This window comes from Pseudomonas sp. GM80 (assembly GCF_000282515.1).
Lineage (GTDB): Bacteria > Pseudomonadota > Gammaproteobacteria > Pseudomonadales > Pseudomonadaceae > Aquipseudomonas.
On the sequence record NZ_AKJD01000056.1, the window covers coordinates 12,639 to 38,127 of the forward strand.

Sequence of the window (25,489 nt, forward strand, 5' to 3'; positions counted from 1 at the left end):
AGGGCTGTGGCTTTCGTTCAACTCGCCGATGGCGAACTGCACTATCAAATAGAAGGCCCGGTCGATGCACCGGTGCTGGTGCTGTCCAACTCGCTGGGCACTGATTTGCACATGTGGGACGCGCAGATGCCGGCGTTCACCGAGCACTTTCGTGTGCTGCGTTTCGACACCCGTGGTCACGGCAAATCGCTGGTGACACCGGGGCCGTACAGCATTGAGCAACTCGGTCACGATGTGCTCGGCCTGCTGGATGCACTGCACATTGAGCGTGCGCATTTCTGCGGATTGTCGATGGGCGGCCTGATCGGCCAGTGGCTGGGGATCAATGCCGGGCACCGTCTGCACAAGCTGATCGTCTGCAACACGGCGGCAAAAATCGGCGACCCGTCGGTGTGGAATCCGCGCATCGAAACCGTGCTGCGCGACGGTTCGGTAGCGATGGTTGCCCTGCGTGATGCATCGATTGCCCGTTGGTTTACTCCGGACTTTTCCGCGGCGCATCCGGCGGCGGCCAAGCAGATTACCGACATGCTCGCGGCGACTTCGCCTGAAGGTTACGCGGCCAATTGCGCGGCGGTGCGAGATGCCGATTTCCGCGAGCAACTGGCGTCGATCAACGTGCCGTTGCTGGTGATTGCCGGCACTGAAGATGCGGTGACGCCGCCGTCCGGTGGGCATTTCATTCAGGAGCATGTACGCGGTGCCGAGTACGCCGAGTTCTATGCGGCGCATCTTTCGAACGTGCAGGCCGGTGCTGATTTCAGTGATCGCGTATTGGCGTTTCTAAACGCCTGACAGGGGATTTTCGTGGACGAGAAACAACGTTACGACGACGGCATGCAAGTGCGCCGCGCGGTACTTGGTGATGCGCATGTCGATCGCAGCCTGACCACGCTGACCGAGTTCAACTCGGAGTTTCAGGAGATGATCACCCGGCATGCCTGGGGCGATATCTGGACGCGTCCGGGCTTGCCTCGGCACACGCGCAGTTTGATCACCATCGCCATGCTGATCGGCATGAACCGCGAAGGTGAGCTGAAACTGCATTTGCGCGCGGCGGCAAATAATGGCGTGAGTCGCGGTGAGATCAAGGAAGTGATCATGCAGAGCGCGATTTACTGCGGGATTCCGGCGGCGAATGCGACGTTTCATTTGGCCGAAGCGGTGTGGGATGAGCTTGGGGTTGAATCCCGCGAGTGACGGTTGAAACCGAAAAAGATCGCAGCCTTCGGCAGCTCCTACATTTGGAATGCGTTCCCCTGTAGGAGCTGCCGAAGGCTGCGATCTTTTGCTCTTCAAACCGTGGCGACAATAAATATCCGCTTGAACGCAAACAACGTATGCCCGTCCGCCTCCTGGGGATACTGCGCGTGCACCCGTATCAGAAAGTGATAAATAAACCGCGCCTGTTCTGCTGAATTCAGCGCTTGCATCACCGGCCGCAGCGCCGACACTTTCACCCAGTCATACACCGGCGATTTACCGTCAACCACCTGCAACTGCTCGGTCTCCCAGATATCCAGCGACGAGGTCATTGGCGCGAGCAATCGGTAGTAGTCCTCCAGCGCCAACAATGGCCGCGCCGCCATGCGCTGGCGCAGTTCAGGCGTGCCCAATGGCGTGCCGCCGACGCCGCCGTCGTCGAGTGTTTCGAGCATCAGCCGATACCACAACGCATCGCGCCAGTCGGGCATATGCGCCGCCAGGCAACCACCCGCGTTGAGTTGACCAAGCAGGTTCGGCAGCAGCGTTTCATGGCCATGGATGAAATGCAGCACAGCGGCGGCAAACAGCAGATCCGCCGGTTGTTCAGGTTGCCAGTCGAGCAAGTCGCACTGTTGCCATGAAGCGTTGATCGGCAGGCCGCGCGCCTCGTCGAGCATCTGCGCTGAGCTGTCGATGCCCAGCAGCTGCGCGCGCGGCCAGCGTTCGGCCAACAACCGCGTGGCGATGCCGGTGCCGCAACCGAGGTCAACAATTCGTCTGGGGTTGTGCAGGTGGACGCGGTCGAGCAATTCATTGACCGGACGTTGCCTGAGCTTGGAAAACTGCTGGTACGCTTTGGCGTTCCAGTCAGGGACTGCTTTGAGTAGGGTGATCATGAGGTCGTCCTCTGGTGATCAACAGTGTCTTCCGATGACAGCCTGGCTCAAGTCTTTAGGGGACCAACATCAACAGATAACGGAAGCGGGAAGGGGCGTACACCTGAGTCCTTCAGGTTTTTTCACTCTACTCGACGCCCGGCAAAGTGCCATTAATCCAGACCAATGGCATAGCCCCCTGTAGGAGCTGCCGAAGGCTGCGATCTTTTGACGTTGTTTTCAAGATCAAAAGATCGCAGCCTTCGGCAGCTCCTACAGGGATCGCGGGGATCAGATCTAACGGTGTTTAGAGGAGGCTGATCGGGTAGCTGACGATCAGGCGGTTTTCGTCGAACTCGTTATTGCTGAAATCCCGGCGCATGGTCGAGTTGCGCCATCTGACGTTGAGGTCCTTGAGCGTGCCGCTCTGCACGGTGTAGCCCAGTTCCGATTCGCGGCCCCACTCCTTGCCGTCGGTGATCGTGCCGGTGTGTACGTTGTCGCCGCTGATGTAGCGGTTCATCAGGGTCAGGCCGGGGACGCCCATGGCGGCGAAGTTGTAGTCGTGGCGCAGTTGCCAGGAACGTTCCTGGGCATTGTCATAACTGGCGTTGTAGCTGTCGTTGGCCAGCGTGCCGCCGCTGGTGCCGTTGACGCGCATCCACGCGCTGTCGCCGGTGAGTTTTTGCAGGCTGACGTAGAAGGTGTTGCCGCCGTACCTGGCCGAGAACATCCCCGACCAGGTCTTGTTGTCGAGATCGCCGGCGCGCGCGCTGCCGTCGTCCTTGCCGTAGAAAAAACCGAGGTTGGCGCCGAGTGTCCAGTCGCCCAATGGTTGGCTGTGGGTCAGGTTGACGTATTGCTGGCTGTAGATGTCCTTGAGTTCAGCGTTCCATAAGCCGATCTGTGTGCGCTTGTCGTTGAACACATACTCACCGCCCTGAAAGTTGAAACGATCCGAGGTGAACGCCGCTTTGCCGGTCATCGACATGTCGCTCATGCTGCTGTCGTCGCGTGGACTGTTGGCGCGGAACTGGCCGCCGTAGAGGGTCAGGCCGTCGATTTCCTTCGAAGTGATCTGGCCGCCACGGAAGGTTTGTGGCAGCGAGCGACCGTCGTCCGATCGCAGGATCGGCAGCACTGGCATCCATTCGCCGACCTTCACTTCGGTCTGCGAAAGCTTGGCCTTGAAAGCGACGTTGGTGCGGCCGAAGTTATCCGCCGGGCGACCGTCGTGATCCAGTGGCAGCAACTGCGTGCCGCCCGTGCCTTTGCCGCCATCGAGTTTCAACGAGTACAAACCCAGCACGTCCATGCCGAACCCGACGGTGCCTTGGGTGAAGCCGGATTTGGCGTCGAGGATGAAGTTCTGCGTCCACTCTTCAGCCTTGCCTTGGGCCTTGGTCGGGTTGGTGAAGTTGCGGTTGATGTAGAAGTTGCGCAGGTTGAGGTTGACCTTGGCCCCTTCGATAAAACCGGCTTCTTCGGCCGCAGCGGGCAGCGCGATGCCGGCCAGGGCCAGGGCGATCAGCCCGGGAAATGCGTAAGGCGCGGGGGAGGTGGTCATAGCTGGAGTCTCTCTTGTTTTTTTAGGGCGAACGGCGGCGCTGCGGCCGTTTTTAGCGGTGCAGAAATACGATGGATTCAGGGGGCGGAGCGGTGGCGATCAGCCGGACGGAGCAGGGCGCGAAAGCATGGTGTCGAACCTGTTGTTATTGGTTTTGTGGATCGAATGGTGCGGGGCGCGGTGGTGGGGATTCAATCGGCGGAAGCGGGTTTTGGGCGATTATCGAACGCAAGATTTGGTCGGTGTATTGGGTGAATGTGAGGGCGTCATCGCTGGCAAGCCAGCTCCCACAGGTTTTTGTGTCGTTCACAATGTTGGGTACACCACAGAACATTGTGGGAGCTGGCTTGCCAGCGATGGGGCCAGTCCAGACACCACAACTTTCTCAGACACAACAAAAAGCCCACCAATCGGTGGGCTTCTTGTTTTTACCGGATGATGATCAGAACAATCTCATCTTCGGCGCTTCTTCTTTCACCGGCTCGTTTTGCGCGGTCTGCGCATTCCAGCCGCCACCCAGGGCCTTGTACAGGTTGACCGCACTGGTCAGCTGCGCGAGGCGGTCGGTGATCAGTGCTTGTTGCGCGCTGAACAGCTGACGCTGGGCATCGAGGAAGGTCAGGTTGCTGTCGACACCGATGCGGTAGCGACGCTCGGCCAGGCGGTAGTAATCCTGGTTGGCCTGAACGAAGTCACGCTGCGCTTGCAACTGCTCGGTGTAGGTCTGGCGGGCGGCCAGGCCGTCGGCGACTTCCTGGAAGGCCGTTTGAATGGACTTCTCGTAGTTCGCCACGCCAATGTCCTTCTGGATCTTGGCGTAGTCGAGGCTGGCGCGCAGGCTGCCGGCGTTGAAGATCGGCAGGTTGATCTGCGGCGAGAACAGCCACGTCCCCGAACCACCCTTGAACAGACCGGACAGGTCCGGGCTCAGTGTGCCCGCGTTGGCGGTCAGGCTGATGCTCGGGAAGAACGCTGCACGGGCTGCGCCGATGTTGGCGTTGGCCGCTTTCAGGTTGTGCTCGGCTTGCAGAATGTCCGGACGACGTTGCAGCAGATCCGATGGCAGACCGGCCGGCACGTCGCTGAGCAGGTCATCCGACAGCGGTTTGGCCGCTTGCAGGTTGGCCGGGATACCGGTACCGAGCAGCAGGGTCAGGCTGTTTTCGTCCTGCGCGACCTGGCGGGTGTAACGCGCCAGTTGCGCACGGGCGTTTTCCACCGAGGTGCGCGACTGCGCCAGATCCAGTGCCGAAGCGACACCGACTTCGTTGCTGCGGCTGGTCAGCTTGTAGCTTTCTTCAAAGGCACCGAGGGTGTCTTGGGTCAGCTTGAGCAGTTCCTTGTCCGCTTGCCAGGTCAGGTAAGCGTTGGCGACGCTGGCCACCAGACTGATCTGGGTGCTGCGGCGCGCTTCTTCCGTGGCGAAGTATTGTTGCAGCGCTTGTTCGCTCAGGCTGCGAACGCGACCGAACAGGTCGAGTTCGTAGGCGCTGATGCCAACGGTTGCCGAGTACGAGCTGCTGATCATCGACTCGCCGGTCTGCGAAGCGCGCTCCGGGAGACGTTGACGGCTGCCAGTGCCATTGGCCGAAATCGCCGGGTACAGGTCAGCACGCTGAATGCGGTATTGAGCCGCATACGCGTCGATGTTCAGTGCCGCGACACGCAGGTCGCGGTTGTTTTCCAGGGACACCTGGATCAGCTGTTGCAGGGCCGGGTCGTGGAAAAACTGTTTCCAGCCCTGCTCGGCAGCGGCTTGCGCCGGTGCCTGGGCCGGCGAATACGCCGGCCCCTGCGGGTACTGACCTGCGACCGGAGCCTCAGGCTGCTGATAGTCAGGTATCAGCGAGCAACCGCTCAGCACGAAGGCGGCGACTGCGATGGAGAGTAGCGACTTGCTCATTGGCCAGCCTCTTTAGGAGTTTCTTTAGCATCGTCATCTGGATCGGCGATTTTACGCTGGCCGATGGACGAAACCGTGACGAAGAACAGTGGGACCCAGAAGATCGCCAGGATCGTTGCCGTGAGCATACCGCCAATCACGCCGGTACCGATCGCGTGCTGACTGCCTGAACCGGCGCCGGTGGAGATCGCCAACGGCACAACACCGAGGACGAAGGCCAGCGACGTCATGATGATCGGTCGCAGACGCATGCGGCAGGCTTCAATCGCCGCGTCACGCAGACTGCGGCCCTGTTCATGCAGTTCCTTGGCGAACTCGACGATCAGAATGGCGTTTTTAGCCGCCAGGCCGATGGTCGTCAACAGACCCACCTGGAAGTACACGTCGTTGGACAGACCGCGCAGGCTGGTGGCCAGCAGTGCACCGATGATACCCAGCGGTACCACGAGCATAACGGCGATCGGAATCGACCAGCTCTCGTACAACGCCGCCAGACACAGGAACACCATCAGCAGCGACAGGGCGTACAGCGCCGGCGCTTGCGAACCCGACAGACGTTCTTCATACGACAGACCGGTCCAGGAGATACCGACACCCGCCGGCAGCTTCTTGGCAATCGCTTCGACTTCGGCCATCGCTTCACCGGTGGAGTAACCCGGCGCCGGAGAACCGAGCACTTCCATCGCTTCCACGCCGTTGTAACGGGCCAGCTTCGGCGAACCGTAGATCCACTCGCCTTTGGCGAAGGCGGAGAACGGCACCATGGTCCCGGCGTTGTTGCGCACGTACCATTTCTTCAAGTCTTCCGGGCTCATGCGAGCACCGGCCTGACCTTGCACGTAAACCTTCTTCACACGACCACGGTCGATGAAGTCGTTGACGTAGCTACTACCGAAGGAGATCGACAGCGTGCTGTTGATGTCGGTCAGGCTCAAGCCAAGGGCCTGGGCTTTCTCGTCGTCGATTTCCAAGTGGTATTGCGGTTCATCGTTCAGGCCGTTCGGACGCACCTGATAGAGCACCTTGCTCTGAGCGGCGAGGCCCAGGAACTGGTTGCGCGCTTCCATCAGCTTGTCGTGACCGATACCGGCGCGGTCTTGCAGGAACACGTCGAAACCGGTGGCGTTACCCAACTCCAGTACCGCTGGCGGGGCGAAAGCAAACACCATCGCGTCGCGGAAAGTGAAGAAGTGCTGCTGGGCACGTTGGGCCAGGGCAAACACGCTGTTGTCCGCGTTACGCTCGTCCCACGGCTTGAGCATGATGAACGCCAGACCCGAGCTCTGACCGCGACCGGCGAAGTTGAAGCCGTTCACGGTGAACACCGAGGACACTGCGCCTGCTTCTTTATCCAGCAGGTAGCTGCGCATTTCGTCGATCACCACCTGAGTACGCTCGGCACTCGAACCGGCCGGGGTCTGCACCTGGGCGAACAGTACGCCCTGGTCTTCTTCCGGCAGGAACGCAGTCGGAATGCGCGTGAACAGCCAGATCATGCCGACCACGATCAGCAGGTAAGCCAGCAGGTACGGTGCTTTGCGCGACAGCATGTTGCCAACACCGCGCTCATAGCTCTGCACGCCACGGTCGAAGTTGCGGTTGAACCAGCCGAAGAAACCTTTCTTCGGCGTGCCGTGTTCACCTTTCGGAATCGCTTTGAGCATGGTCGCGCAAAGGGCCGGGGTGAAGATCAGCGCAACCATTACCGACAGGGCCATGGCCGAGACGATAGTGATAGAGAACTGCTTGTAGATCACACCGGTGGAGCCGCTGAAGAACGCCATCGGCAGCAGTACCGCCGACAGAACCAGCGCAATGCCGACCAGTGCGCCCTGGATCTGGCCCATGGACTTCTTGGTCGCTTCCTTCGGTGACAAGCCTTCTTCGCTCATCACCCGCTCGACGTTTTCCACCACGACGATGGCATCGTCCACCAGCAAGCCGATGGCCAACACCATACCGAACATGGTCAGGGTGTTGATGCTGAAACCGAACGCCGCGAGGATGCCGAATGTACCCAGCAATACCACCGGCACGGTCATCGTGGTGATGACGGTGGCGCGGAAGTTCTGCAGGAACAGGAACATCACCAGGAACACCAGCACGATCGCTTCGACCAGGGTTTCAACCACACCCTTGATCGATTCGGTCACCACCGGGGTGGTGTCGTACGGGAACACCACTTCCATGCCTTGCGGGAAGAACGGCTTGAGGTCGTCAATCGTCTTGCGCAGCGCTTTGGCGGTGTCGAGGGCGTTGGCACCGTTGGCCAGTTTCACCGCCAGACCCGAGGCCGGGCTGCCGTTGAACTGCGCGGAAATGCTCGAGTTTTCACCGCCCAGACCGACGTCAGCGACGTCGCCGACACGCACTTGCGAGCCGTCCTGGTTGACCTTCAGCAGAATTGCCTTGAACTGCTCGGCAGTCTGCAGACGGGTCTTGCCGATGATCGTGGCGTTCAGTTGCTGGCCAGGCAGTGCCGGTAAACCGCCGAGCTGACCGGAAGACACCTGGACGTTCTGTGCCGAGATCGCGGTGCTGACATCGCCTGGAGTCAGGTTGTACTTGTTCAACTTGGCCGGATCGAGCCAGATGCGCATCGCGTACTGGGCACCGAAGACCTGGAAGTCACCAACACCGGCGGTCCGCGAGATCGGGTCCTGCATGTTCGACACGATGTAGTTGGACAAGTCGTCCTTGGTCATGCTGCCGTCACGCGATACCACGCCGATCACCAGCAGGAAGTTTTTCACTGCCTTGGTCACGCGGATACCTTGTTGCTGCACTTCCTGCGGCAACAGCGGGGTGGCGAGGTTCAGCTTGTTCTGAACCTGTACCTGCGCGGTGTCGGAGTTGGTGCCTTGCTCGAAGGTCGCGGTGATGGTCATGCTGCCGTCGGAGTTACTTTCCGAGGACACATAACGCAGGTTGTCGATACCGTTGAGCTGCTGCTCGATCACCTGGACCACGGTGTCCTGCACGGTTTGCGCCGAAGCGCCCGGGTAGGTCACGGAGATCGCAATGGCCGGAGGCGCAATGCTCGGGTACTGGTTGATCGGCAATTTCAGGATCGAAAGTGCCCCGACCAACATGATCACCAGGGCAATTACCCAGGCGAAAATCGGACGGTCGATAAAGAATTTTGACATGAGTTACTCCCCTTTGCCGCCAGCGGCTTTGTCAGCTGGCTGAGCGGGGGCCGGGTTCTTTTTGCCTACGTTGGTAGCTTCGGTCGGGTTGACCTGAACACCTGGACGCACGTATTGCAGCCCTTCGGTGATCAGACGATCGCCCGCCTTCAAGCCGTCTTCAATCAGCCACTGGCTGCCGACGGTGCGGCTGGCCTTGAGCTGACGCAGCTCGACCTTGTTGTCGGCGCCGACGACCAGTGCGGTCGGGGTGCCTTTGAGGTCGCGGGTCACACCTTGTTGCGGCGCCAGAATGGCCGCGGCGTTGACGCCGGCCTGCAATTGGGCGCGGACGAACATGCCCGGCAGCAGGGTGTGATCCGGGTTCGGGAACACCGCACGCAGAGTCACCGAACCGGTAGTCGGGTCGACCGTGACTTCGGAGAATTCCAGCTTACCGTCGAGCTTGTACTGGCTGCCGTCTTCCAGGGTCAGTTTGACCGCTGCCGAGTTTTCGCCGGACTTCTGCAGACGACCGCTTTCCAGCTCGCGGCGCAATTCCAGCAGTTCAACCGAGGACTGGGTGACGTCGACGTAGATCGGGTCCAGTTGTTGAATGGTCGCCATCGCGTCGGTCTGACCATTGCTGACCAGCGCACCTTCGGTCACCGAAGAACGGCCAATGCGACCGGAAATCGGCGCGTAGACCTTGGTGTAACGCACGTTGATCTGCGCGGTCTGCAACGACGCTTCCGATTCCATGCGGTTGGACACGGCGGTGTCGTATTCCTGGCGGCTGACAGCCTGCTCATCGACCAGTTGCTTGTAGCGGTCGGAGATCGACTTGGTCGAACGCAGGTTGGCTTCGGCGCTTTTCAGGGTCGCTTCATAGACCGACGGATCGATCTGATACAGCTGCTGGCCGGCTTTGACATCGCCGCCTTCCTTGAACAGACGTTTGAGAATGATGCCGTTGACCTGTGGACGCACTTCAGCGATGCGGAACGCACTGGTGCGACCTGGCAGCTCGGAAGTGAGGGTAAACGCTTGTGGTTGCAGGGTGACGACGCCGACCTGAGGGGGCGGAGCGGCCGGTGCCGCTTCTTCCTTTTTACATCCGCTGAGCAGCGATGCCAGGGCGACGGCAGTGACCAGAGCGGTAACAGCTGGCTTGAATTGCATGAAGATCCTCGGGTCAGGCGCGCGAAAAGCGCACAAGAAGTGTGGAAGGGTAAAAAAATGATGCCGGGTGGATAAGTAGCTTGCTAAGTAATATACTTACGTTCATGGTTGTTTGTAAACACCTTGGCGTCGTACCCACCCTGGTACAAAACACGTCGCAAGGTTTGAAATTGTAGGCCGGGGAGCCGATTCACGAGAGATCGCCCCCACTTTATTCAGCGGATATTCAGCCATCCCTGAAACATCCTGTTTGAGGTTTTACTGCCATGGTCCGTCGTACCAAAGAGGAAGCTCAAGAAACCCGCAGCCAGATTCTGGAAGCGGCGGAGAAAGCCTTTTATGAAAGGGGTGTCGCTCGTACGACGCTGGCGGACATCGCGACCATGGCCGGCGTGACGCGCGGCGCGATCTACTGGCATTTCAGCAACAAGGCCGACCTGGTTCAGGCCATGCTCGACAGCCTGCATGAGCCGCTGGATGAATTGGCCAAGGCCAGTGAAAGCGAGGACGAACTTGACCCGCTGGGCTGCATGCGCAAATTGTTGATTCATTTGTTTCATCAAGTTGCGCTGGACCCGAAAACCCGGCGTATCAACGAAATTCTGTTTCATAAGTGCGAATTCACCGATGAAATGTGCGATTTGCGCCAGCAGCGCCGGACGGCCAGCCTCGATTGCAATCTGCGTATCGGCCTGACCCTGCGTAATGCGGTGAATCGCGGCCAGTTGCCGGAAGATCTCGACACTGCCCGTGCGGCCATCAGCATTCATGCTTATATCGATGGCCTCCTGTATGGCTGGCTTCTGGCACCGGACAGTTTTGAGCTGCATGCCGAGGCCGAGCGTTGGGTCGATACAGGACTGGATATGCTGCGCCTGAGCCCGAGCCTGCGCAAATGAAAGTAATGACAGCCTGCGCAGGTGAACAGAGTTTTACCACGTGTGGGGTTGAGCAAGAGTGCATTTATATACGCTCGGTTTGTCCGTTGACAGCCGGATGCCGGGCTATTTTGTAGGAAAATTGTTGCCCGGATATGATCGTATGGGCCGCATCCGGCAGCTTGCGCGGCAATACGCGAACAGCCGATGCAAAAGTGCCCCGTTGCGAGGCACCTGTCAGTGTCGTTGATCTGTCAGCCCAGTGTGATGGCTACCGCGTAGCTGTAAGGGCGATTCGGCAGCGCGCGCGAGATTTTCGAACTGCAGCGCAAGGCCTTGCGTCCCGTCGAAGCGACTTTATGCTCGCGATGGGGAATGGTCGGTGGCGAGAACGAAAACGTAGAGTACTTTTTCTTGAGTTTCAGTAGCGTCGAAAACTCGAAACCGTACGACTCGCTTGCATACGAAAAACCATGATTGATCGTTGTCGGGCCTTTGGTTTTTGAACTGACTTTAACCACCGGTATTTCGTGGCGCAAAGTAAAGCTCATGGTTTGCATGGGCTCAATGTCGAAGTCGGAAGTGGCTACGCGGCTGTGGTCCCAGTTGGCATGGCGCAATGTGAACACTTCGTTGGTGTTGTTATAAATGTTGAACAGGATGCTCGTATAAGAGCCAATGCGCGAAATGCTGTTCCATTCATCCTGTTCCGCATCATTGGCCTGCTTGAAGTGGTCGAGGAGGGCCGAAGGGATCTGTGATTTATCCTCGAGGGCGAGCACTTTCTCAGGAGAAAGGCCCGCCAGAGCAGTCTGCAGAATAGCCGCGGCGATCGGGTTGATCTGTGCCAGTGCAAACACCAGTGTCGAATTCACCGAAGCGAGGTCGACCTGCTCAATGATTTCGTATTCTTCGAAATCTTCGTAGTCATCAATGTTGATACCGGTATTACCTTCCATGGTGCAGCTCCTTTTGATGTTTGAATAAAACTATCAGTCATCAACAGGAAGTTCATTCGGGCTTGTATTTGCGGATATGTAGAATGATTGCCCGTTATGTATACAGGGGTAAGTTGCATGGATGGAGGCTAATAAAAAAGCCCCGACGTTTACACGTCGGGGCTTTTGTTTTTTTCGTAGTACGGCTTACAGCGTCGGGTAGTCGATATAACCCACCGGGCCTTTAGCGTAGAACAACTCCGGGCGCGCTTCATTCAACGGCGCATCGGCCTGCAAGCGAGCCGGCAGATCCGGGTTGGCAATGAACGGTACGCCAAACGCCACCGCGTCAGCCTTGCCACTGGCCAGCCATGCGTTGGCGCTGTCCTTGGTGAAGCGCTCGTTGGCGATGTACGGGCCGCCGAACGCTTCTTTGAGTTGCGGGCCGAGGCTGTCCGCGCCTTCCTTTTCACGGGAGCAGATGAACGCGATACCGCGTTTGCCCAATTCACGTGCGACGTAGGTGAAGGTTTCCGCCAGGTTGTCGTCACCCATGTCGTGGGAGTCGGCGCGCGGTGCCAGGTGTACACCGACACGGCCGGCACCCCAGACTTCGATCGCAGCGTCAGTCACTTCCAGCAATAGACGCGCACGGTTTTCCAGGGAGCCGCCGTAGTTATCGGTGCGCTGGTTGGTGCTGCTTTGCAGGAACTGGTCGAGCAGGTAACCGTTGGCACCGTGGATTTCCACGCCGTCAAAACCGGCGGCTTTGGCGTTCTCGGCACCGGTGCGGTAGGCGTCGACGATGTCGGCGATTTCAGCGGTTTCCAGTGCGCGCGGAGTCGGGTAGTCGGCCATTGGACGAACCAGGCTGACGTGACCTTTTGGCTGAATGGCGCTCGGGGCAACCGGCGCTTCACCGTTGAGGTACGAGGGGTGCGAGACGCGACCGACGTGCCACAGTTGCAGGAAGATCTTACCGCCAGCGCCGTGAATGGCTTTGGTCACGTTGGCCCAGCCGCGCACTTGGTCGTTGGACCAGATGCCCGGGGTGTCCGGGTAGCCCACGCCCATCGGCGTCACCGAAGTGGCTTCGCTGAGGATCAGGCCGGCGGAGGCGCGCTGGACATAATATTCAGCCATCAACGCATTCGGTACGCGGCCTTCATCGGCGCGGCAGCGGGTCAGTGGAGCCATGATGATGCGGTTGGCCAGCTCGACGTCGCCGAGTTTGATTGGATCGAAAATAGTTGCCATGTCTACAACCCTCGTAGGTGAAAGTTAATCAGTGAGTAGCGGGGGCCAGATCGGTATTGCCGTTCTGACGGAAAGTAATCAGGGTCACCAGCAGGGCGAGCACTGCCAGGGCGGCGGCCGCGAGTGGCACGCTGGTCAGGCCATAGCCGTGGGCGATGACGCTGCCGCCGACCCAGGCGCCGAGGGCGTTGCCGACGTTGAAGGCGCCGATGTTCAGGGTCGAGACCAGGTTCGGTGCAGCTTTGCCGAAGGTCACCACGTTGACTTGCAGTGCAGGCACGGCGGCGAAACACGCAGTGGCCCAGAGGAACAGAGTGATTTCAGTCGGGATCAGCGCGACGCTGGTCCAGGTCAGCACGGTGGAGACCACGGCCATGGCGATGAATACGCCGATCAGCGTGGCGGCCATGCCTTTGTCGGCGAGCTTGCCGCCGATGATGTTGCCGACGGTCAGGCCCAGGCCGATCAACATCAGCGTCCAGGTCACGCCACGCGGCGACACGCCGGTGACTTCGCCGAGCAACGGCGCGACGTAGGTGAACAGGGTGAAGACGGAGGCGGCGAACAGTGCGGTCATGCTCAGCGACAGCCAGATCCCGGCGCCTTTGAGGGCGGCGAGTTCGGCGCGCATGTCGAGTTTTTCCTCATCGCGCTTGGCTGGCAGGAAGCGGATCAGGCCGATCAGCGCAATCACACCAATCACGGTCACCGCCCAGAAGGTCGAGCGCCAGCCGTATTGCTGACCCAGCGCAGTGCCCAACGGCACGCCAAGCACGTTGGCCAAAGTCAGACCGGTGAACATCAAGGCCACCGCCGATGCACGCTTGTTAGCCGGTACCAGATTGGCCGCCACCACCGAACCGATGCCGAAGAACGCACCGTGGCACAGCGCGGTGATCACTCGGGCGAACATCAGCACGTTGTAATCACTGGCCATGGCACAGAGCAGGTTGCCGACAATAAAGATGCCCATCAACGCGACCAGTGCCGCTTTACGCGGCAGTTTGGCGGTGGCCATGGCCATGAATGGCGCGCCGATGGCCACGCCCAGGGCGTAACCGGTCACCAGCCAGCCGGCGCCGGGAATCGACACACCGAGGTCGGCCGCGACATCGGGCAACAGGCCCATGATGACGAATTCGGTGGTGCCGATGGCAAAGGCGCTCAAGGCGAGGATGAGTAGCGAGAGGGGCATGCGTGTTTCCTTGTCGGCTGGCTGACGTTAAGGGTCAGAGCTCTTTACTGAGGGTGCTGAGGAACGCCTGGATCACGTCCTCGTTACGTTTGAAAAAATGCCACTGACCGGCCTTCTGGCTGCTGATCAGTCCTGCGCGTTGCAACGTCGCGAGGTGGGCAGAAACGGTCGACTGTGACAGGCCGCAGCGCTGATCGATCTGTCCGGCGCAGATGCCGTACTCGTGGTTGTGCAGCTGTTCCGGAAACTCGGCTTTCGGGTCTTTCAGCCAGTTGAGGATGTCTCGCCGTACTGGGTGCGCCAGGGCTTTTATTATTTCGTCGAGGTCAAGGTTCATGGCAGGGTGCTCGGTTGAGTACAACGCTATATCGCGATGAGGCGAACTTTAAATCGGTATTTCGCGATATACCAATATGATTTTGATCTGATGAGCGCATAAATCGGTATATCGGGTTATAACGATATGGTGAGGTGTCGATTGCAGGGCGCGGTGCTAAGCTGCGCCCATGAACTATCTCGCACATTTGCACCTCGGTGGCCAGCGCCCCGGTCAACTGCTCGGCAGCCTCTATGGCGATTTCGTCAAAGGTCGGTTGCAAGGGCAGTTTGCGCCGGAGGTGGAAGCGGCGATTCAACTGCATCGACGGATTGACGTGTTTACCGATCGCCATCCGCTGGTGGACATCGCCTTGGGGCGGTTTACCGATACGCGGCGGCGTTATGCGGGAATCGTGCTCGATGTGTTTTTCGATCACTGTTTGGCGCGAGACTGGCGGTTGTACGCCGATCAACCGCTGGAGATCTTTACCGCAGACGTTTATCGGGTACTCACCCATGAGCAGCAGTTGCCCGAGCGACTGGCGAAGATTGCGCCGCACATGGTCGCCAATGACTGGTTGGGTTCGTACCAGCAATTTGAAGTGCTGGAGCAGGTGTTGCGCGGGATCTCGCGGCGCTTGAGCCGGCCAGAAGAGCTGGCGGGGGCGATGCAGGAGTTGCGGCGGTTGTATGAGCCGTTGAGTGAAGACTTCCGGCTCTTCTACCCGCATCTCCAGCACTTTTCTCAACTCTCTCAGACAACCTGAATCCCTGTGGGAGCTGGCTTGCCAGCGATGGCGGCGGCACATCCAGCTTAGATGTCGACTGGTCTGCCACTATCGCTGGCAAGCCAGCTCCCACAGGGTCTTAGGGTGATTTCAGAGTTTGTATTTTCAGGCAGCGATTGCAGGGCGCATGGGTGATTGTCGGGTTTCCGGGATCGATCCAAACAACGCCTTCTGCACCGCCTGCTGCGCCTCGAACGCCAGCGCCGCACGTTCGCGACCCTGACAGGCAATTGGCTTGAGCAGGTGAACTTCGACATCCCCGCAATCGTTGCTGAACAGGCGCATCAGGTGCGAGAGCAGATCATCGTCGCCAATGAACGGCGCCAGCGCATCGATCTCGCCGTTACGCAGATAACGGATCGCCACCGGTTGCAGCATCACCTCGGAATCAATCGCCGCCGCCAGCAAGCGACCGTGAAACGTGCGCAGCGAGCGGCCATCGGTGGTGGTGCCTTCCGGGAACATCAGCAGCGGGTGAGCGGTTTGCAGGTGACGGGTCATCTGCTTGCGGATCAACTGGCTGTCGCCCGAACCACGGCGGATGAACAGGCTGCCAGCCTTCGCGGCCAGCCAACCGGCCACCGGCCAGGTGCGCACTTCAGCCTTGGACAGAAACGACAGCGGCGTGAGCATGCCGAGCAACGGAATGTCCGTCCACGACACATGATTGCTGACCCACAACATCGGTTGCTTCGGCAGCTCGCCGAGCACGGTCATGCGAAAGGGCAGGGCGTTGCTCAGGCGTGCCATGAAAAAACTCGACCAGCGCTGACGCCGCTCCATCGAATGCGCCAGACCAATGCGTTCGAACACGCCGAACACGCTGGCCATGGTCAAACCGAGCGAGACCACCAGCAGCACCCGCGCGATCCGCGCGTACACCCGCAGCCGGCTCATCACACGGCCGCCTTGAAGTGCTTGGCGTAGCGCGGGCAGAGTTCGTCGCGCTTGAGCAGGATGAACACGTCGGCGACCTGGAAGTCTTCGTCCCAGCACGGCTCGCCACAGATCTTCGCGCCCAGGCGCATATAGGCCTTGAGCAGCGGTGGCATTTCCGCGATTACGTTCGATGGAATATCCAGCGTCGGCAGCGGTTTCTTCGGCTCGGCGCGCAGGTGTTCGGTGCACAGATAGCGTTCGCGCAGGCGCTGCATGATCGCGTGCGCCTGAACGCCGCCGTCCTGCATCGGAATGCTCGCGCAACCCATCAGATAGCTGTAGCCGCCCTGATTCAACACCTCGGCCAACTCGCCCCACAACACTGCAATGGTGCCACCGTTGCGGTACGCCGGGTCGACGCAGGTGCGGCCGATTTCGAGGATCGGACCTTGCAGATGCGCCAGGCCATGCAGGCTGAATTCTTCTTCGCTGTAGAACTTGCCGAGGCTGCTGGCGGCGGTGTGATCGAGCAGACGCGTGGTCGCCACCAAGCGGCCGGTGTTCAAATCACGCACGCCGATGTGGCTGCAGTGAACATCATAATCATCCATGTCCAGACCCAGTTCCGCGCCTTTCAGTTTGGCGTTGAACTCGCCGCTGAAGACGTTGAAGCGCAAGGCCTGGGCTTGCTGCAAGGCCTCGGCGCCGATCAGGCGTTCGGCTTGCAGGCGGCGTTCATTGCCGGTGTCGCTGATGCGGGCGATCTGAGTCATGTGAATCTCCGTACGGGCCTTGAACCCGTCGTGGGTTGCAGCCGATCGACTTTCTTTATGCAGCCGTGTTGTGCAAAGTCAGGCTATGTAGCCCCGGTGTCATCGCCATGAACGTTCGGTGATGCTTATATGACAGCCCACAAGGAGCCTCTTATGCCCTGGCCAGATCTGCTGCACAGCCGTGAACGATTGCCCGCCGTTGCTGACCTGGCCGAGGGTTTCGCGACGTTGTTGCAGCAACTGGGCAACGTCACACCGTTCGAATTGGCGGTCGCCGGTGGGCGGCGGATGGCGACGCCGGGGCTGGCGTTTCTGGTCGGTTATCAGGCGGCATTGCGCATGCTGTGGCCGAGCGCGCCGCTGAGCCTCGGTGCGTTGTGTGCGACCGAACAGCGCAGCCTGCGCCCGGCGGATATGCAAACGCGGCTGAGCGATTTGCGCCTGAGCGGACGCAAGGATTTCGTCACCGCCGGCGATGCGGCGGACTGGCTGTTGATTGCCGCGCGCAGTGAAGAACCCGGCGAAAGTCCGCGTCTGAGTCTGGCCGTGGTGTATCGCGGCGAACCCGGCGTGAGCGTGGAAAAACTGCCGGCGCTGCCGTTGATGCCGGACATCAGTCATGGCCGGTTGCTGCTCGATGGCGCGCAGTGTGAGTTGTTGGCGGGGGATGGTTGGGACGCTTATGTGAAACCGTTCCGTACCCTTGAAGATGTCTATGTGTTGAGCGCGATGACCGCGTGGCTGTATGGCGTCGGGCAGGACAGCGATTGGCCGCAAGCGCTGCAATTGCGCTTGCTGGCGCTGTTGGCCGGGTGTGCAGAGGCGAGTCGGCAACCGCCGAACAATCCGGCCGGGCATGTGTTGCTGGGTGGGTTGTTTGCGCAGTTTGATTCGCTGGAGGGCGAGGTGAGTCAGGCGTTGTGCGACGGTAATCCGGAGTGGGCGATGATGTGGCAGCGCGATCAAGGAGTGATGCGGTTGGCCTCCGCCGCCCGAGCCAAACGCCTGGCCAAAGCTTTTCAACGTCCCCTGTAGGAGCTGCCGCAGGCTGCGATCTTTTGATCTTGTCTTTCAAAAACAACGTCAAAAGATCGCAGCCTGCGGCAGCTCCTACAGGGCAGATTGTCATTTTTCCGGGCTAGGATCAGCACACTTGTCTGCCGAGACTTCACCATGTGCAAAGGCCTGTCGCTGTTTCTACTGTTGATCAGCTGCACCGTTCACGCCGAACCATGGCCTGGCGAGCAGTGGCCAATCGGCGCGACCATCACCGATACAGGGGCGCTGGAAAGTTACGCCTTCCCACCCCGCGACGACACCACCCGCATAGGCATCCGCACCGACGCCTTGCTGATCATCCGCGACGGCCAGATCATCTACGAACGCTACGCCGGCCCAACCAACGCGCAAACCCCGCACCTGACCTGGTCGATCAGCAAAAGCCTGATGGCCACCGTGCTCGGTGTGGCGTACGGCGAAGGCCTGTTCAAACTCGAAGACCCGGCCGCAAAGTATTACCCGCCGCTGGCTAAACACCCGGACATCAAACTCGCCGATCTGCTGCATTGGGCTTCAGGTATCGATTGGCAGGAAGACTACGAATACGCGCCGCTAAAATCTTCGGTAGTGGCGATGCTCTACACCCGTGGTCATCGCGACATGGCCGCGTTCACTGCCGAACAAGACAGCTACGCTGCGCCGGGGCAGGCCTTCCGTTACTCCAGCGGCGACAGCAATCTGCTCGCCGCCGCATTGAAAAACATCGTCGGCCCGCAGCGTTATCCCGACTATCCGTGGACAGCGCTGTTTGAGCCTTTGGGCATCCACCACGCCGTGTGGGAAACCGATGCGACGGGCACTTTTGTCGCTTCGTCTTACGCCTATCTCACCGCACGGGATCTGGCGCGAGTCGGGCTGTTGATGGCCCGCGACGGGCGTTGGGATGCCCAGCAGTTGCTGCCCAAGGATTGGCTCGGGTTCAACCTGAAACCGTTCGCCGGTTACCAGGCCCATCAGGACGAAGCCGTGCCCGGCGGACAGTGGTGGCTCAATCGAGCGGTAGATGGCGCGGCATCGCCGTGGCCCGATGCGCCGTCCGATACCTTCGCTGCCCTCGGCCATTGGGGGCAGGCGCTGTATGTGATTCCCAGCGAGAAACTGGTGATCGTCCGTTATGGCGATGATCGCGATGGCAGCTACCGTCATAACGAGTTGCTTAAACGTGTGCTGAAGGCGGTGTGGCCATGAAGCGTTTTTCGCTGTTGCTGCTGGTTCTTCTGCTCGGCTGGATGGTCTACGAGCGTGAAAATGTGTGGGCCTTCCCGGACATCATCAGCGCCTACACCGCCAAGGAATATTGTTCGTGCCGCTACGTGATGAATAACGATGCCGAGTATTGCCGTGGCTACGTAAAACAGTGGCTGCCGATCAGCCAGTTCAGCGATGACCCCGCCAGCAAAACCATCACCGTCAGCGGCATGGGCCGCAGCAACAGCGCCCAGTGGCAAAGCGAACGCCAGGGCTGCCGCCTCAATCCCTGATCCAAGGGGCATCATCTTAACCCTGTAAAATAGAGAACCCTGTGGGAGCTGGCTTGCCAGCGATGGCGGTGTGTCAGTCAAAAAATATCGCCTGTGCCGACGCTATCGCTGGCAAGCCAGCTCCCACAGGGTTTGTGTCGGTTCACAAGGTGTTCGCAGAGCCAGAAGATCTCGGGTTCCACTCTGTGGAACCACATTCGATTGTCCTCGCGCGCGTCTCGCGGTTATCTGGCAGTGAGCACGAGCTGCTTTCCAACGTGTCGTGAGTTCATTGCAAACAACAAGACCGGGAACACCCGCGCGAGGAGAACCGTCATGCCCCGACATCAGCACATTCTGGCCTGCTTGAACGCTTCCCGTGCGATGCATTGTTCGGCATGCACAACATGCCGGGCCTGCCTGCCGGGCATCTGGGCTTTCGCGAAGGGCCGATGATGGCTTCGCAGGACTTGCTCAACGTGGTCATCGAAGGCGTTGGCGGCCACGGTTCGATGCCACACCTGACGGTCGATCCGCTGGTGGCTGCGGCGAGTGTGGTGATGGCGCTGCAATCTGTGGTCGCGCGCAACATCGATGCGCAGCAGGCAGCGGTGGTCACCGTTGGCACACTGCAAGCGGGGGAGGCGGCCAACGTCATTCCGCAGCAGGCGGTTCTGCGTCTGAGTTTGCGTGCGCTGAATGCCGATGTTTGGGGTGAATGGATTTTGGAGGTTTAGGGTGTTTTTGTGGCGAGGGGATTTATCCCCGCTCGGCTGCGCAGCAGTCGCAAATCCTGAATGTAGGGTTTCAATGACACACCGCAAGGGGCCGCTTCGCAGCCCAGCGGGGATAATCCCCTCGCCACAGGACCCCCCTTACCCAGGGAAATCAGCGGAAGCTCTGTGAAAGTTTGCAATAACGCCCCAGCCAGTTAAGGTTCGTGCAGGTTTATCGGCCCCACGAGTCCTCAATGTTCAACCGCTCCCTCTGTGCAACCCTGTCCAGCCTGTTGCTCGCCGCCGTCGCGCTGCCGGCGCAGGCCAATTGGTATCTGGACGGCGAGTCGTCGCGGCTGTCGTTCGTCAGCACGAAAAATGCCCACATTTCCGAAGTGCAGCGCTTTCTGGTGCTGCACGGCAAGGTCGATCCCGACGGTCGCGCCGAAGTCGAAGTCGAGCTGGACTCGATCAACAGCGGCATCCCGCTGCGCGATGAGCGCATGCGTAAGGAGCTGTTCCAGATCGAGCAATTCCCCGAAGCGACCATCACCACCCAGATCGACCTGCGCCCGATCAACGATCTGGCCCCCGGCGCGCAGCTGGAATTGCGCCTGCCGCTGACCGTCAACCTGCATGGCAAAAAACACGAATACCCCGCCGAATTGCTGGCGACGCGCCTCGATGATCGGCGCTTTCAGGTCGTCACCCTCGAGCCGCTGGTGATCAACGCCGAAGATTTTGATCTGGCGCCGGGGCTGGAAAGCCTGCGCAAACTCGCCGACCTGTCGGCCATCAGTCTGTCGGTGCCGGTGGGTGCGGTGCTGATTTTCACGGCGCGCTGACATGCGCGGCGCAGTGTTCCCATGGCGTGACGGCAACCGTTTCGAGCTGTTGATCGACGGCCCGCAATTCTTTCCGCGCATGCTTGAGCAGATCGCTGGCGCGCAGGAGCAGATCGAGCTTGAGCTGTATCTGGTAGAGGCCGGCGCTTGTGCCGAAACCATCGTGCAAGCGCTGGTGCTGGCGGCCGAACGTGGGGTGCGCGTGCGCTGCCTGTTCGACGATTACGGCAGCCTCGCGTTCACCCTCAATCTGCGCCAGCGCCTGACCCATGCCGGGGTGGAACTGCGTTTCTACAATCGGCTGAACTGGCGGCGCTGGGTCGGCAATTTCTATCGCGATCACCGCAAATTACTGCTGGTTGATCAGCGGCTGGCGGTGGTCGGCGGCACCGGCGTCACCGACGAGTTCTGGACGCCGGGGCATGACACCAGCGAATGGCACGAAGTGATGGTCGAGATCAGCGGGCCGTTGGTGATCGACTGGCAATTGCTGTTTGATCGTCAGTGGATCGCCAACCGCTATCGCCGCGCCTGGCGCCCGGCCGCGCATTTCGGTCTGCCGCGATTACCGCGCGTACCGGACAAGGGCGAGGGCATGGGCCGCGTGGCGTATGCCGATGCCCGCCAACATCGCGACATTCTGCAATCGTTGTTCCGTGCATTGAACAGTGGGCAAAAACGCATCTGGATGGCCACGCCGTATTTCCTGCCAACCTGGAAAATCCGCCGCTCCCTGCGCAAGGCTGCTGCGCGCGGTGTCGATGTACGTTTGCTACTGACCGGGCCGCGCACCGATCACCCGTCGGTGCGTTATGCCGGACATCGCTACTACCCGCGACTGCTCAAGGCCGGGGTGCAGATCTTCGAATATCAGCCGTGCTTCCTGCATTTGAAAATGGTGCTGGTGGACGATTGGGTGAGCATCGGCTCGTGCAACTTCGATCACTGGAACCTGCGCTTCAATCTGGAGGCGAATCTGGAGGCGCTGGATCCGTCGTTGACGGCAGCGGTGCAGGCGAGTTTTGTGAAGGACTTCGGGCTGAGTCAGCGGGTGAGTCTGGAGGAGTGGCAGCGCCGGCCGTTGTGGCGGCGGGTCAAGCAGCGGATCTGGGGATGGGTGGATCGGGTGGTCGTCAACATCCTCGATCGCCGCGGGTAGCGGTCACACCAAAAAACTTTGTGGGAGCTGGCTTGCCAGCGATGAGGCCGTCACATTCAACATATCAATTGACTGTTAGGCCGCCATCGCTGGCAAGCCAGCTCCCACAGGTTTTGCAGTGTTGCTGCTGTTACAGCAGTTCAAAGCTCTGCTGTGTCACGTCCTGCGAATCCAGGCCGATCTGCACGTTGAACTTGCCAGGCTCTGCCGCGTATTTGAGCTGGGCGTTATAGAACTTCAGGTCATCCTCGGTGATGGTGAAGTGCACGACTTTCTGTTCGCCGGCCTTGAGCATGATCTTTTGGAAGTTCTTCAGTTCTTTCACCGGGCGGATCATCGAACCGGTGACGTCCTGAATGTACAACTGCACCACGGTTTCGCCGTCACGCTTGCCGGTGTTTTTCAGCATAACGCTGGCGTCGAGTTTGCCAGTGGCGTTCAGCGTGGTCGACGACAGCGCCATGTCGCTCAGGGCGAAATGGGTGTAGCTCAGGCCATAACCGAACGGGAACAGCGGACCTGTGGTGTCATCGAAATACTGCGAGGTGTAGTTGCCCGGTTTGCCCGGCGTAAACGGCCGGCCAATGCTCAGGTGGTTGTAGTAGGTCGGGATCTGGCCCACGGAACGCGGGAAGGTCACCGGCAGTTTGCCCGACGGGTTGTAGTCGCCGAACAGCACGTCGGCGATGGCGTTGCCGCCCTCGGTGCCGCTGAACCAGGTTTCCAGAATCGCATCAGCCGACTGGTTCTCTTCGAGAATGGTCAGCGGGCGGCCGTTCATCAATACCAGCACCAGCGGTTTGCCGGTGGCTTTCAACGCGCGGATCAGCTCACGCTGGTTTTCCGGGATGTTCAGGTCGGTACGGCTGGACGATTCGTGGGACATGCCACGCGACTCGCCGACAGCGGCAACGATCACGTCAGCATCCTTCGCCGCTTTCACCGCTTCGTCGATCAGCACGTTGGCCGGACGCGGGTCATCGACCACTTCCGGGGCATCGAAGTTGAGGAAGTTCAGGTAATCCAGCACTTTCTTGTCGCTGGTGATGTTGGCGCCACGGGCGTAGATCAGGTTCGACTTGTTGCCGATCACCGAGCTCATGCCGTCGAACAGGGTCACCGATTGCGTCGGTTTACCCGCTGCTGCCCAACTGCCCATCATGTCGATCGGCGCCTTGGCCAACGGGCCGACCAGTGCGACTTTCGCGTCTTTCTTCAGTGGCAGTGTTTCGTTCTGGTTCTTCAGCAGCACCAGACTGCGGCGCGCGACTTCGCGGGCCTCGGCACGGTGCAGGCGGCTTTCGGCATAGGTGTCGGCCGGATCATCTTCAGCTTTGCCGATGCGCAGGTATGGATCCTTGAACAGGCCCATGTCGTACTTGGCCGCGAGGACTTCGCGCACGGCGTTGTCGATGTCTTTCTGTTCGATCTCGCCGGCCTTGAGCAGCCCCGGGAGTTCTTTGCCATAGAGGGTATCGTTCATGCTCATGTCGATGCCGGCCTTGATCGCCAGCTTCGCCGCTTCACGACCGTCGCGGGCGACACCGTGCTTGATCAGTTCGAAGATCGCGCCGTGGTCGCTGACCGCCAGGCCTTTGAAGCCCCAGTCGCGGCGCAGCAGATCGTTCATCAGCCAGGTGTTGGCCGTGGCCGGAATGCCGTTGATCGAGTTCAGCGCAACCATCACGCCACCGGCGCCGGCATCAATCGCGGCGCGGTACGGCGGCAGGTAATCCTGGTACATCTTCACCGGGCTCATGTCGACGGTGTTGTAGTCGCGACCACCTTCAACCGCGCCATACAGGGCGAAATGTTTGACGCTGGCCATGATGCTGTCGGCCGCGCTCGGGGTAGCGCCCTGATAGGCGCGCACCATGACGCCGGCGATGCGCGAGGTCAGGTAGGTGTCTTCACCGAAACCTTCGGAGCTGCGGCCCCAGCGCGGGTCGCGGGAGATGTCGACCATCGGCGCGAAGGTGATGTCGAGGCTGTCGGCAGCGGCTTCCTTGGCGGCGACGCGGCCGGACTGGCCGATGGCGTCCATGTCCCAGCTCGACGCGAGGGCCAGCGGGATCGGGAAAATTGTGCGGTGACCGTGGATCACGTCATAGGCGAAAAACATCGGGATCTTCAGACGGCTGCGCATGGCGGCGTCCTGCATCGGCCGGTTTTCCGGGCGGGTGATCGAGTTGAACGTGCCACCGATGTTGCCGGCGGCAATCTCTTTGCGGATCAGTTCGCGGGGCATCTCCGGGCCGATGCTGATCAGGCGTAACTGGCCGATCTTTTCATCGAGGGTCATCTGGTTCATCAGGTTGCTGATGAACGCGTCCTTGTTTTCCAGGGGTACCGGGGTCGTGGCGGCCAATACTTGATGACTGGCCAGGCTGACGAACAGACCCAGCAAACACAGCTTCTTCATGAATATTTTTCTCTAGGGCACAAACGGCAATGCAACACCGGCCAGCCAAAATTTAGGGAGCGACTATTGTTGTTCGGGTGCAAGCTCGAAAACACCGAGCCAAAAACGACCGCCGAGCCTCGGCAGCGTGATCGCGCAGGGCACTTTTTAGCCCATTAACCCGTACCAATCCAGTGGCGCGGCCGATTATGCCCCAAGAGCCGGTCGCGAATGTTTCTCCACCGGATTTTTAATCCAATGTGCCAGGGAGCATCACTCTGATGAATGTCAGCCCAACCTACCGCTCGCGCTTGCAGGTCGCCACGTTACTGGTCATGGCCACATTGCTGACGGCGTGCGGCATCAACAACATCCCGACCCTCGACGAGCAGGCCAAAGCGGCGTGGGGCCAAGTGCAGAACCAGTACCAGCGCCGCGCCGACCTGATCCCCAACCTGGTGGAAACGGTGAAGGGCTACGCCAAGCATGAGGAAGCAACGCTGACGGCGGTGATCGAGGCGCGGGCCAAGGCGACTTCGATTCAGGTCGACGCCAGCACCCTCGACAATCCCGAGAAGCTCAAGCAGTTCCAGCAGGCACAGGATCAACTGACTGGCGCCTTGAGTCGCTTGATGGTGGTCTCCGAGCGCTACCCGGATCTGAAGGCCAACCAGAACTTCCTCGCCCTGCAATCGCAACTTGAGGGCACGGAAAACCGCATCGCCGTGGCGCGCCGCGATTTCATTCTGGCGGTGCAGAAATACAACACCGAAATCCGCACCTTCCCCGGTCGCCTCTGGCACAGCGTGATGTACAGCGACTTGCCGATCCGCGAAACCTTCGAAGCCACCACACCCGGTGCGGAAAAGGCCCCGGAAGTGAAATTCTGAGAACCCCTGTGTAGGAGCTGCCGAAGGCTGCGATCTTTTGACGTTGGTTTTTAAAATCAAGATCAAAAGATC

At 59.9% G+C, this 25,489-nt stretch carries 22 protein-coding genes and 1 pseudogene; 11 read left to right on the plus strand and 12 right to left on the minus strand.

From position 1 onward, the window contains the following. Positions 1-6 precede the first annotated feature (6 nt). Together pcaD and pcaC are read left to right on the plus strand one after the other, a co-directional pair. Positions 7-795, plus strand: coding sequence for a 3-oxoadipate enol-lactonase (gene pcaD, locus PMI37_RS08910; RefSeq protein WP_008080095.1), 789 nt, complete (start codon positions 7-9; stop codon positions 793-795). Between the two features lie 12 nt (positions 796-807). Next, positions 808-1,200 (plus strand): 4-carboxymuconolactone decarboxylase, encoded by a 393-nt coding sequence (pcaC, locus tag PMI37_RS08915; protein ID WP_008080096.1) that lies wholly within the window; start codon positions 808-810, stop codon positions 1,198-1,200. Positions 1,201-1,295: 95 nt separating this feature from the next. Here the strand turns inward: pcaC and PMI37_RS08920 are convergent, their stop codons facing one another. The 5 genes from PMI37_RS08920 to PMI37_RS08940 form a co-directional block, all read right to left on the minus strand. Further along, positions 1,296-2,102, minus strand: a complete 807-nt coding sequence (locus tag PMI37_RS08920; protein WP_008080097.1) for a methyltransferase domain-containing protein — start codon at positions 2,100-2,102, stop codon at positions 1,296-1,298. Positions 2,103-2,388: 286 nt separating this feature from the next. After that, positions 2,389-3,648, minus strand: coding sequence for an OprD family porin (locus tag PMI37_RS08925; RefSeq protein WP_008080098.1), 1,260 nt, complete (start codon positions 3,646-3,648; stop codon positions 2,389-2,391). Positions 3,649-4,090: 442 nt separating this feature from the next. Continuing rightward, the gene (gene emhC, locus PMI37_RS08930) at positions 4,091-5,551 is read right to left on the minus strand and encodes an efflux RND transporter outer membrane subunit EmhC (protein WP_008080101.1); all 1,461 of its coding nucleotides are present in this window, start codon (positions 5,549-5,551) and stop codon (positions 4,091-4,093) included. Beyond that, the gene (gene emhB, locus PMI37_RS08935) at positions 5,548-8,700 is read right to left on the minus strand and encodes an efflux RND transporter permease subunit EmhB (RefSeq protein WP_008080102.1); all 3,153 of its coding nucleotides are present in this window, start codon (positions 8,698-8,700) and stop codon (positions 5,548-5,550) included. The genes emhC and emhB overlap by 4 nt, the downstream gene beginning before the upstream one ends. A 3-nt stretch (positions 8,701-8,703) precedes the next feature. Next, a complete protein-coding gene (locus PMI37_RS08940; RefSeq protein ID WP_008080103.1) occupies positions 8,704-9,861 on the minus strand; it encodes an efflux RND transporter periplasmic adaptor subunit in 1,158 nt (385 codons plus the stop codon). 266 nt (positions 9,862-10,127) lie between these two features. On the opposite strand from PMI37_RS08940, the gene emhR reads away from it, so the two are divergent. After that, positions 10,128-10,760, plus strand: a complete 633-nt coding sequence (gene emhR, locus PMI37_RS08945; RefSeq protein WP_008080104.1) for an efflux system transcriptional repressor EmhR — start codon at positions 10,128-10,130, stop codon at positions 10,758-10,760. 233 nt (positions 10,761-10,993) lie between these two features. Here emhR and PMI37_RS08950 read toward each other — a convergent pair whose 3' ends face one another. The 4 genes from PMI37_RS08950 to PMI37_RS08965 form a co-directional block, all read right to left on the minus strand. Continuing rightward, positions 10,994-11,698 carry a hypothetical protein gene (locus PMI37_RS08950; RefSeq protein ID WP_008080105.1) on the minus strand — a complete coding sequence of 235 codons (705 nt, stop codon included), beginning with the start codon at positions 11,696-11,698 and terminating at the stop codon, positions 10,994-10,996. Positions 11,699-11,884: 186 nt separating this feature from the next. Further along, the gene (locus PMI37_RS08955) at positions 11,885-12,934 is read right to left on the minus strand and encodes an alkene reductase (protein ID WP_008080107.1); all 1,050 of its coding nucleotides are present in this window, start codon (positions 12,932-12,934) and stop codon (positions 11,885-11,887) included. Between the two features lie 28 nt (positions 12,935-12,962). Then, the gene (locus tag PMI37_RS08960) at positions 12,963-14,129 is read right to left on the minus strand and encodes an MFS transporter (RefSeq protein WP_008080108.1); all 1,167 of its coding nucleotides are present in this window, start codon (positions 14,127-14,129) and stop codon (positions 12,963-12,965) included. Positions 14,130-14,163: 34 nt separating this feature from the next. Further along, positions 14,164-14,466, minus strand: a complete 303-nt coding sequence (locus PMI37_RS08965) for an ArsR/SmtB family transcription factor (RefSeq protein WP_008080109.1) — start codon at positions 14,464-14,466, stop codon at positions 14,164-14,166. A 169-nt stretch (positions 14,467-14,635) separates the two neighbouring features. Between PMI37_RS08965 and PMI37_RS08970 the strand changes: the two genes are divergently transcribed. Then, positions 14,636-15,214 carry an acyl carrier protein phosphodiesterase gene (locus tag PMI37_RS08970; protein ID WP_008080110.1) on the plus strand — a complete coding sequence of 193 codons (579 nt, stop codon included), beginning with the start codon at positions 14,636-14,638 and terminating at the stop codon, positions 15,212-15,214. 126 nt (positions 15,215-15,340) lie between these two features. Here PMI37_RS08970 and PMI37_RS08975 read toward each other — a convergent pair whose 3' ends face one another. Next, positions 15,341-16,132, minus strand: a complete 792-nt coding sequence (locus PMI37_RS08975; protein WP_008080111.1) for a lysophospholipid acyltransferase family protein — start codon at positions 16,130-16,132, stop codon at positions 15,341-15,343. Then, positions 16,132-16,887: an L-ornithine N(alpha)-acyltransferase gene (gene olsB, locus PMI37_RS08980; protein WP_008080112.1), complete on the minus strand. Its 756-nt coding sequence runs from the start codon at positions 16,885-16,887 to the stop codon at positions 16,132-16,134. Before olsB ends, PMI37_RS08975 begins: the two co-directional genes overlap by 1 nt. 153 nt (positions 16,888-17,040) lie before the next feature. On the opposite strand from olsB, the gene PMI37_RS08985 reads away from it, so the two are divergent. The 6 genes and pseudogenes from PMI37_RS08985 (at position 17,041) to PMI37_RS09010 (ending at position 22,126) form a co-directional block, all read left to right on the plus strand. Next, complete coding sequence (locus PMI37_RS08985) at positions 17,041-17,922, plus strand: acyl-CoA dehydrogenase family protein (RefSeq protein WP_008080113.1); 882 nt, start codon at positions 17,041-17,043, stop codon at positions 17,920-17,922. A gap of 138 nt (positions 17,923-18,060) precedes the next feature. Further along, complete coding sequence (locus PMI37_RS08990) at positions 18,061-19,134, plus strand: serine hydrolase domain-containing protein (RefSeq protein ID WP_008080114.1); 1,074 nt, start codon at positions 18,061-18,063, stop codon at positions 19,132-19,134. After that, the gene (locus tag PMI37_RS08995; protein WP_008080115.1) at positions 19,131-19,427 is read left to right on the plus strand and encodes a hypothetical protein; all 297 of its coding nucleotides are present in this window, start codon (positions 19,131-19,133) and stop codon (positions 19,425-19,427) included. Before PMI37_RS08990 ends, PMI37_RS08995 begins: the two co-directional genes overlap by 4 nt. 335 nt (positions 19,428-19,762) lie before the next feature. Then, positions 19,763-20,116 (plus strand): annotated as a pseudogene (locus tag PMI37_RS09000) (peptidase dimerization domain-containing protein); the annotation flags it as partial. Between the two features lie 260 nt (positions 20,117-20,376). Further along, positions 20,377-20,967, plus strand: coding sequence for a YceI family protein (locus tag PMI37_RS09005; protein WP_008080117.1), 591 nt, complete (start codon positions 20,377-20,379; stop codon positions 20,965-20,967). A gap of 1 nt (position 20,968) precedes the next feature. After that, positions 20,969-22,126 (plus strand): phospholipase D-like domain-containing protein, encoded by a 1,158-nt coding sequence (locus tag PMI37_RS09010; RefSeq protein WP_008080118.1) that lies wholly within the window; start codon positions 20,969-20,971, stop codon positions 22,124-22,126. Between the two features lie 130 nt (positions 22,127-22,256). On the opposite strand, the gene bglX is transcribed toward PMI37_RS09010, so the two are convergent. Further along, a complete protein-coding gene (gene bglX, locus PMI37_RS09015; protein WP_008080120.1) occupies positions 22,257-24,548 on the minus strand; it encodes a beta-glucosidase BglX in 2,292 nt (763 codons plus the stop codon). Between the two features lie 260 nt (positions 24,549-24,808). Here bglX and PMI37_RS09020 point away from each other — a divergent pair, with 260 nt between their 5' ends. Continuing rightward, positions 24,809-25,417, plus strand: coding sequence for a LemA family protein (locus PMI37_RS09020; RefSeq protein WP_008080121.1), 609 nt, complete (start codon positions 24,809-24,811; stop codon positions 25,415-25,417). The last annotated feature ends 72 nt before the right edge of the window (positions 25,418-25,489 follow it).

Bases quoted from the DNA above. Each gene is read 5' to 3' on its own strand.
- PMI37_RS08975 (WP_008080111.1), bottom strand. From the start codon at position 16,132: ATGAGCCGGCTGCGGGTGTACGCGCGGATCGCGCGGGTGCTGCTGGTG.
- PMI37_RS08990 (WP_008080114.1), top strand. From the start codon at position 18,061: ATGTGCAAAGGCCTGTCGCTGTTTCTACTGTTGATCAGCTGCACCGTT.
- PMI37_RS08925 (WP_008080098.1), bottom strand. From the start codon at position 3,648: ATGACCACCTCCCCCGCGCCTTACGCATTTCCCGGGCTGATCGCCCTG.
- PMI37_RS08920 (WP_008080097.1), bottom strand. From the start codon at position 2,102: ATGATCACCCTACTCAAAGCAGTCCCTGACTGGAACGCCAAAGCGTAC.
- PMI37_RS08970 (WP_008080110.1), top strand. From the start codon at position 14,636: ATGAACTATCTCGCACATTTGCACCTCGGTGGCCAGCGCCCCGGTCAA.
- PMI37_RS08965 (WP_008080109.1), bottom strand. From the start codon at position 14,466: ATGAACCTTGACCTCGACGAAATAATAAAAGCCCTGGCGCACCCAGTA.
- PMI37_RS09005 (WP_008080117.1), top strand. From the start codon at position 20,377: ATGTTCAACCGCTCCCTCTGTGCAACCCTGTCCAGCCTGTTGCTCGCC.
- emhR (WP_008080104.1), top strand. From the start codon at position 10,128: ATGGTCCGTCGTACCAAAGAGGAAGCTCAAGAAACCCGCAGCCAGATT.
- emhC (WP_008080101.1), bottom strand. From the start codon at position 5,551: ATGAGCAAGTCGCTACTCTCCATCGCAGTCGCCGCCTTCGTGCTGAGC.
- bglX (WP_008080120.1), bottom strand. From the start codon at position 24,548: ATGAAGAAGCTGTGTTTGCTGGGTCTGTTCGTCAGCCTGGCCAGTCAT.
- emhB (WP_008080102.1), bottom strand. From the start codon at position 8,700: ATGTCAAAATTCTTTATCGACCGTCCGATTTTCGCCTGGGTAATTGCC.
- PMI37_RS08995 (WP_008080115.1), top strand. From the start codon at position 19,131: ATGAAGCGTTTTTCGCTGTTGCTGCTGGTTCTTCTGCTCGGCTGGATG.
- PMI37_RS08940 (WP_008080103.1), bottom strand. From the start codon at position 9,861: ATGCAATTCAAGCCAGCTGTTACCGCTCTGGTCACTGCCGTCGCCCTG.
- PMI37_RS08960 (WP_008080108.1), bottom strand. From the start codon at position 14,129: ATGCCCCTCTCGCTACTCATCCTCGCCTTGAGCGCCTTTGCCATCGGC.
- PMI37_RS08955 (WP_008080107.1), bottom strand. From the start codon at position 12,934: ATGGCAACTATTTTCGATCCAATCAAACTCGGCGACGTCGAGCTGGCC.
- PMI37_RS09010 (WP_008080118.1), top strand. From the start codon at position 20,969: ATGCGCGGCGCAGTGTTCCCATGGCGTGACGGCAACCGTTTCGAGCTG.
- PMI37_RS08985 (WP_008080113.1), top strand. From the start codon at position 17,041: ATGCCCTGGCCAGATCTGCTGCACAGCCGTGAACGATTGCCCGCCGTT.
- PMI37_RS09020 (WP_008080121.1), top strand. From the start codon at position 24,809: ATGAATGTCAGCCCAACCTACCGCTCGCGCTTGCAGGTCGCCACGTTA.
- olsB (WP_008080112.1), bottom strand. From the start codon at position 16,887: ATGACTCAGATCGCCCGCATCAGCGACACCGGCAATGAACGCCGCCTG.
- PMI37_RS08950 (WP_008080105.1), bottom strand. From the start codon at position 11,698: ATGGAAGGTAATACCGGTATCAACATTGATGACTACGAAGATTTCGAA.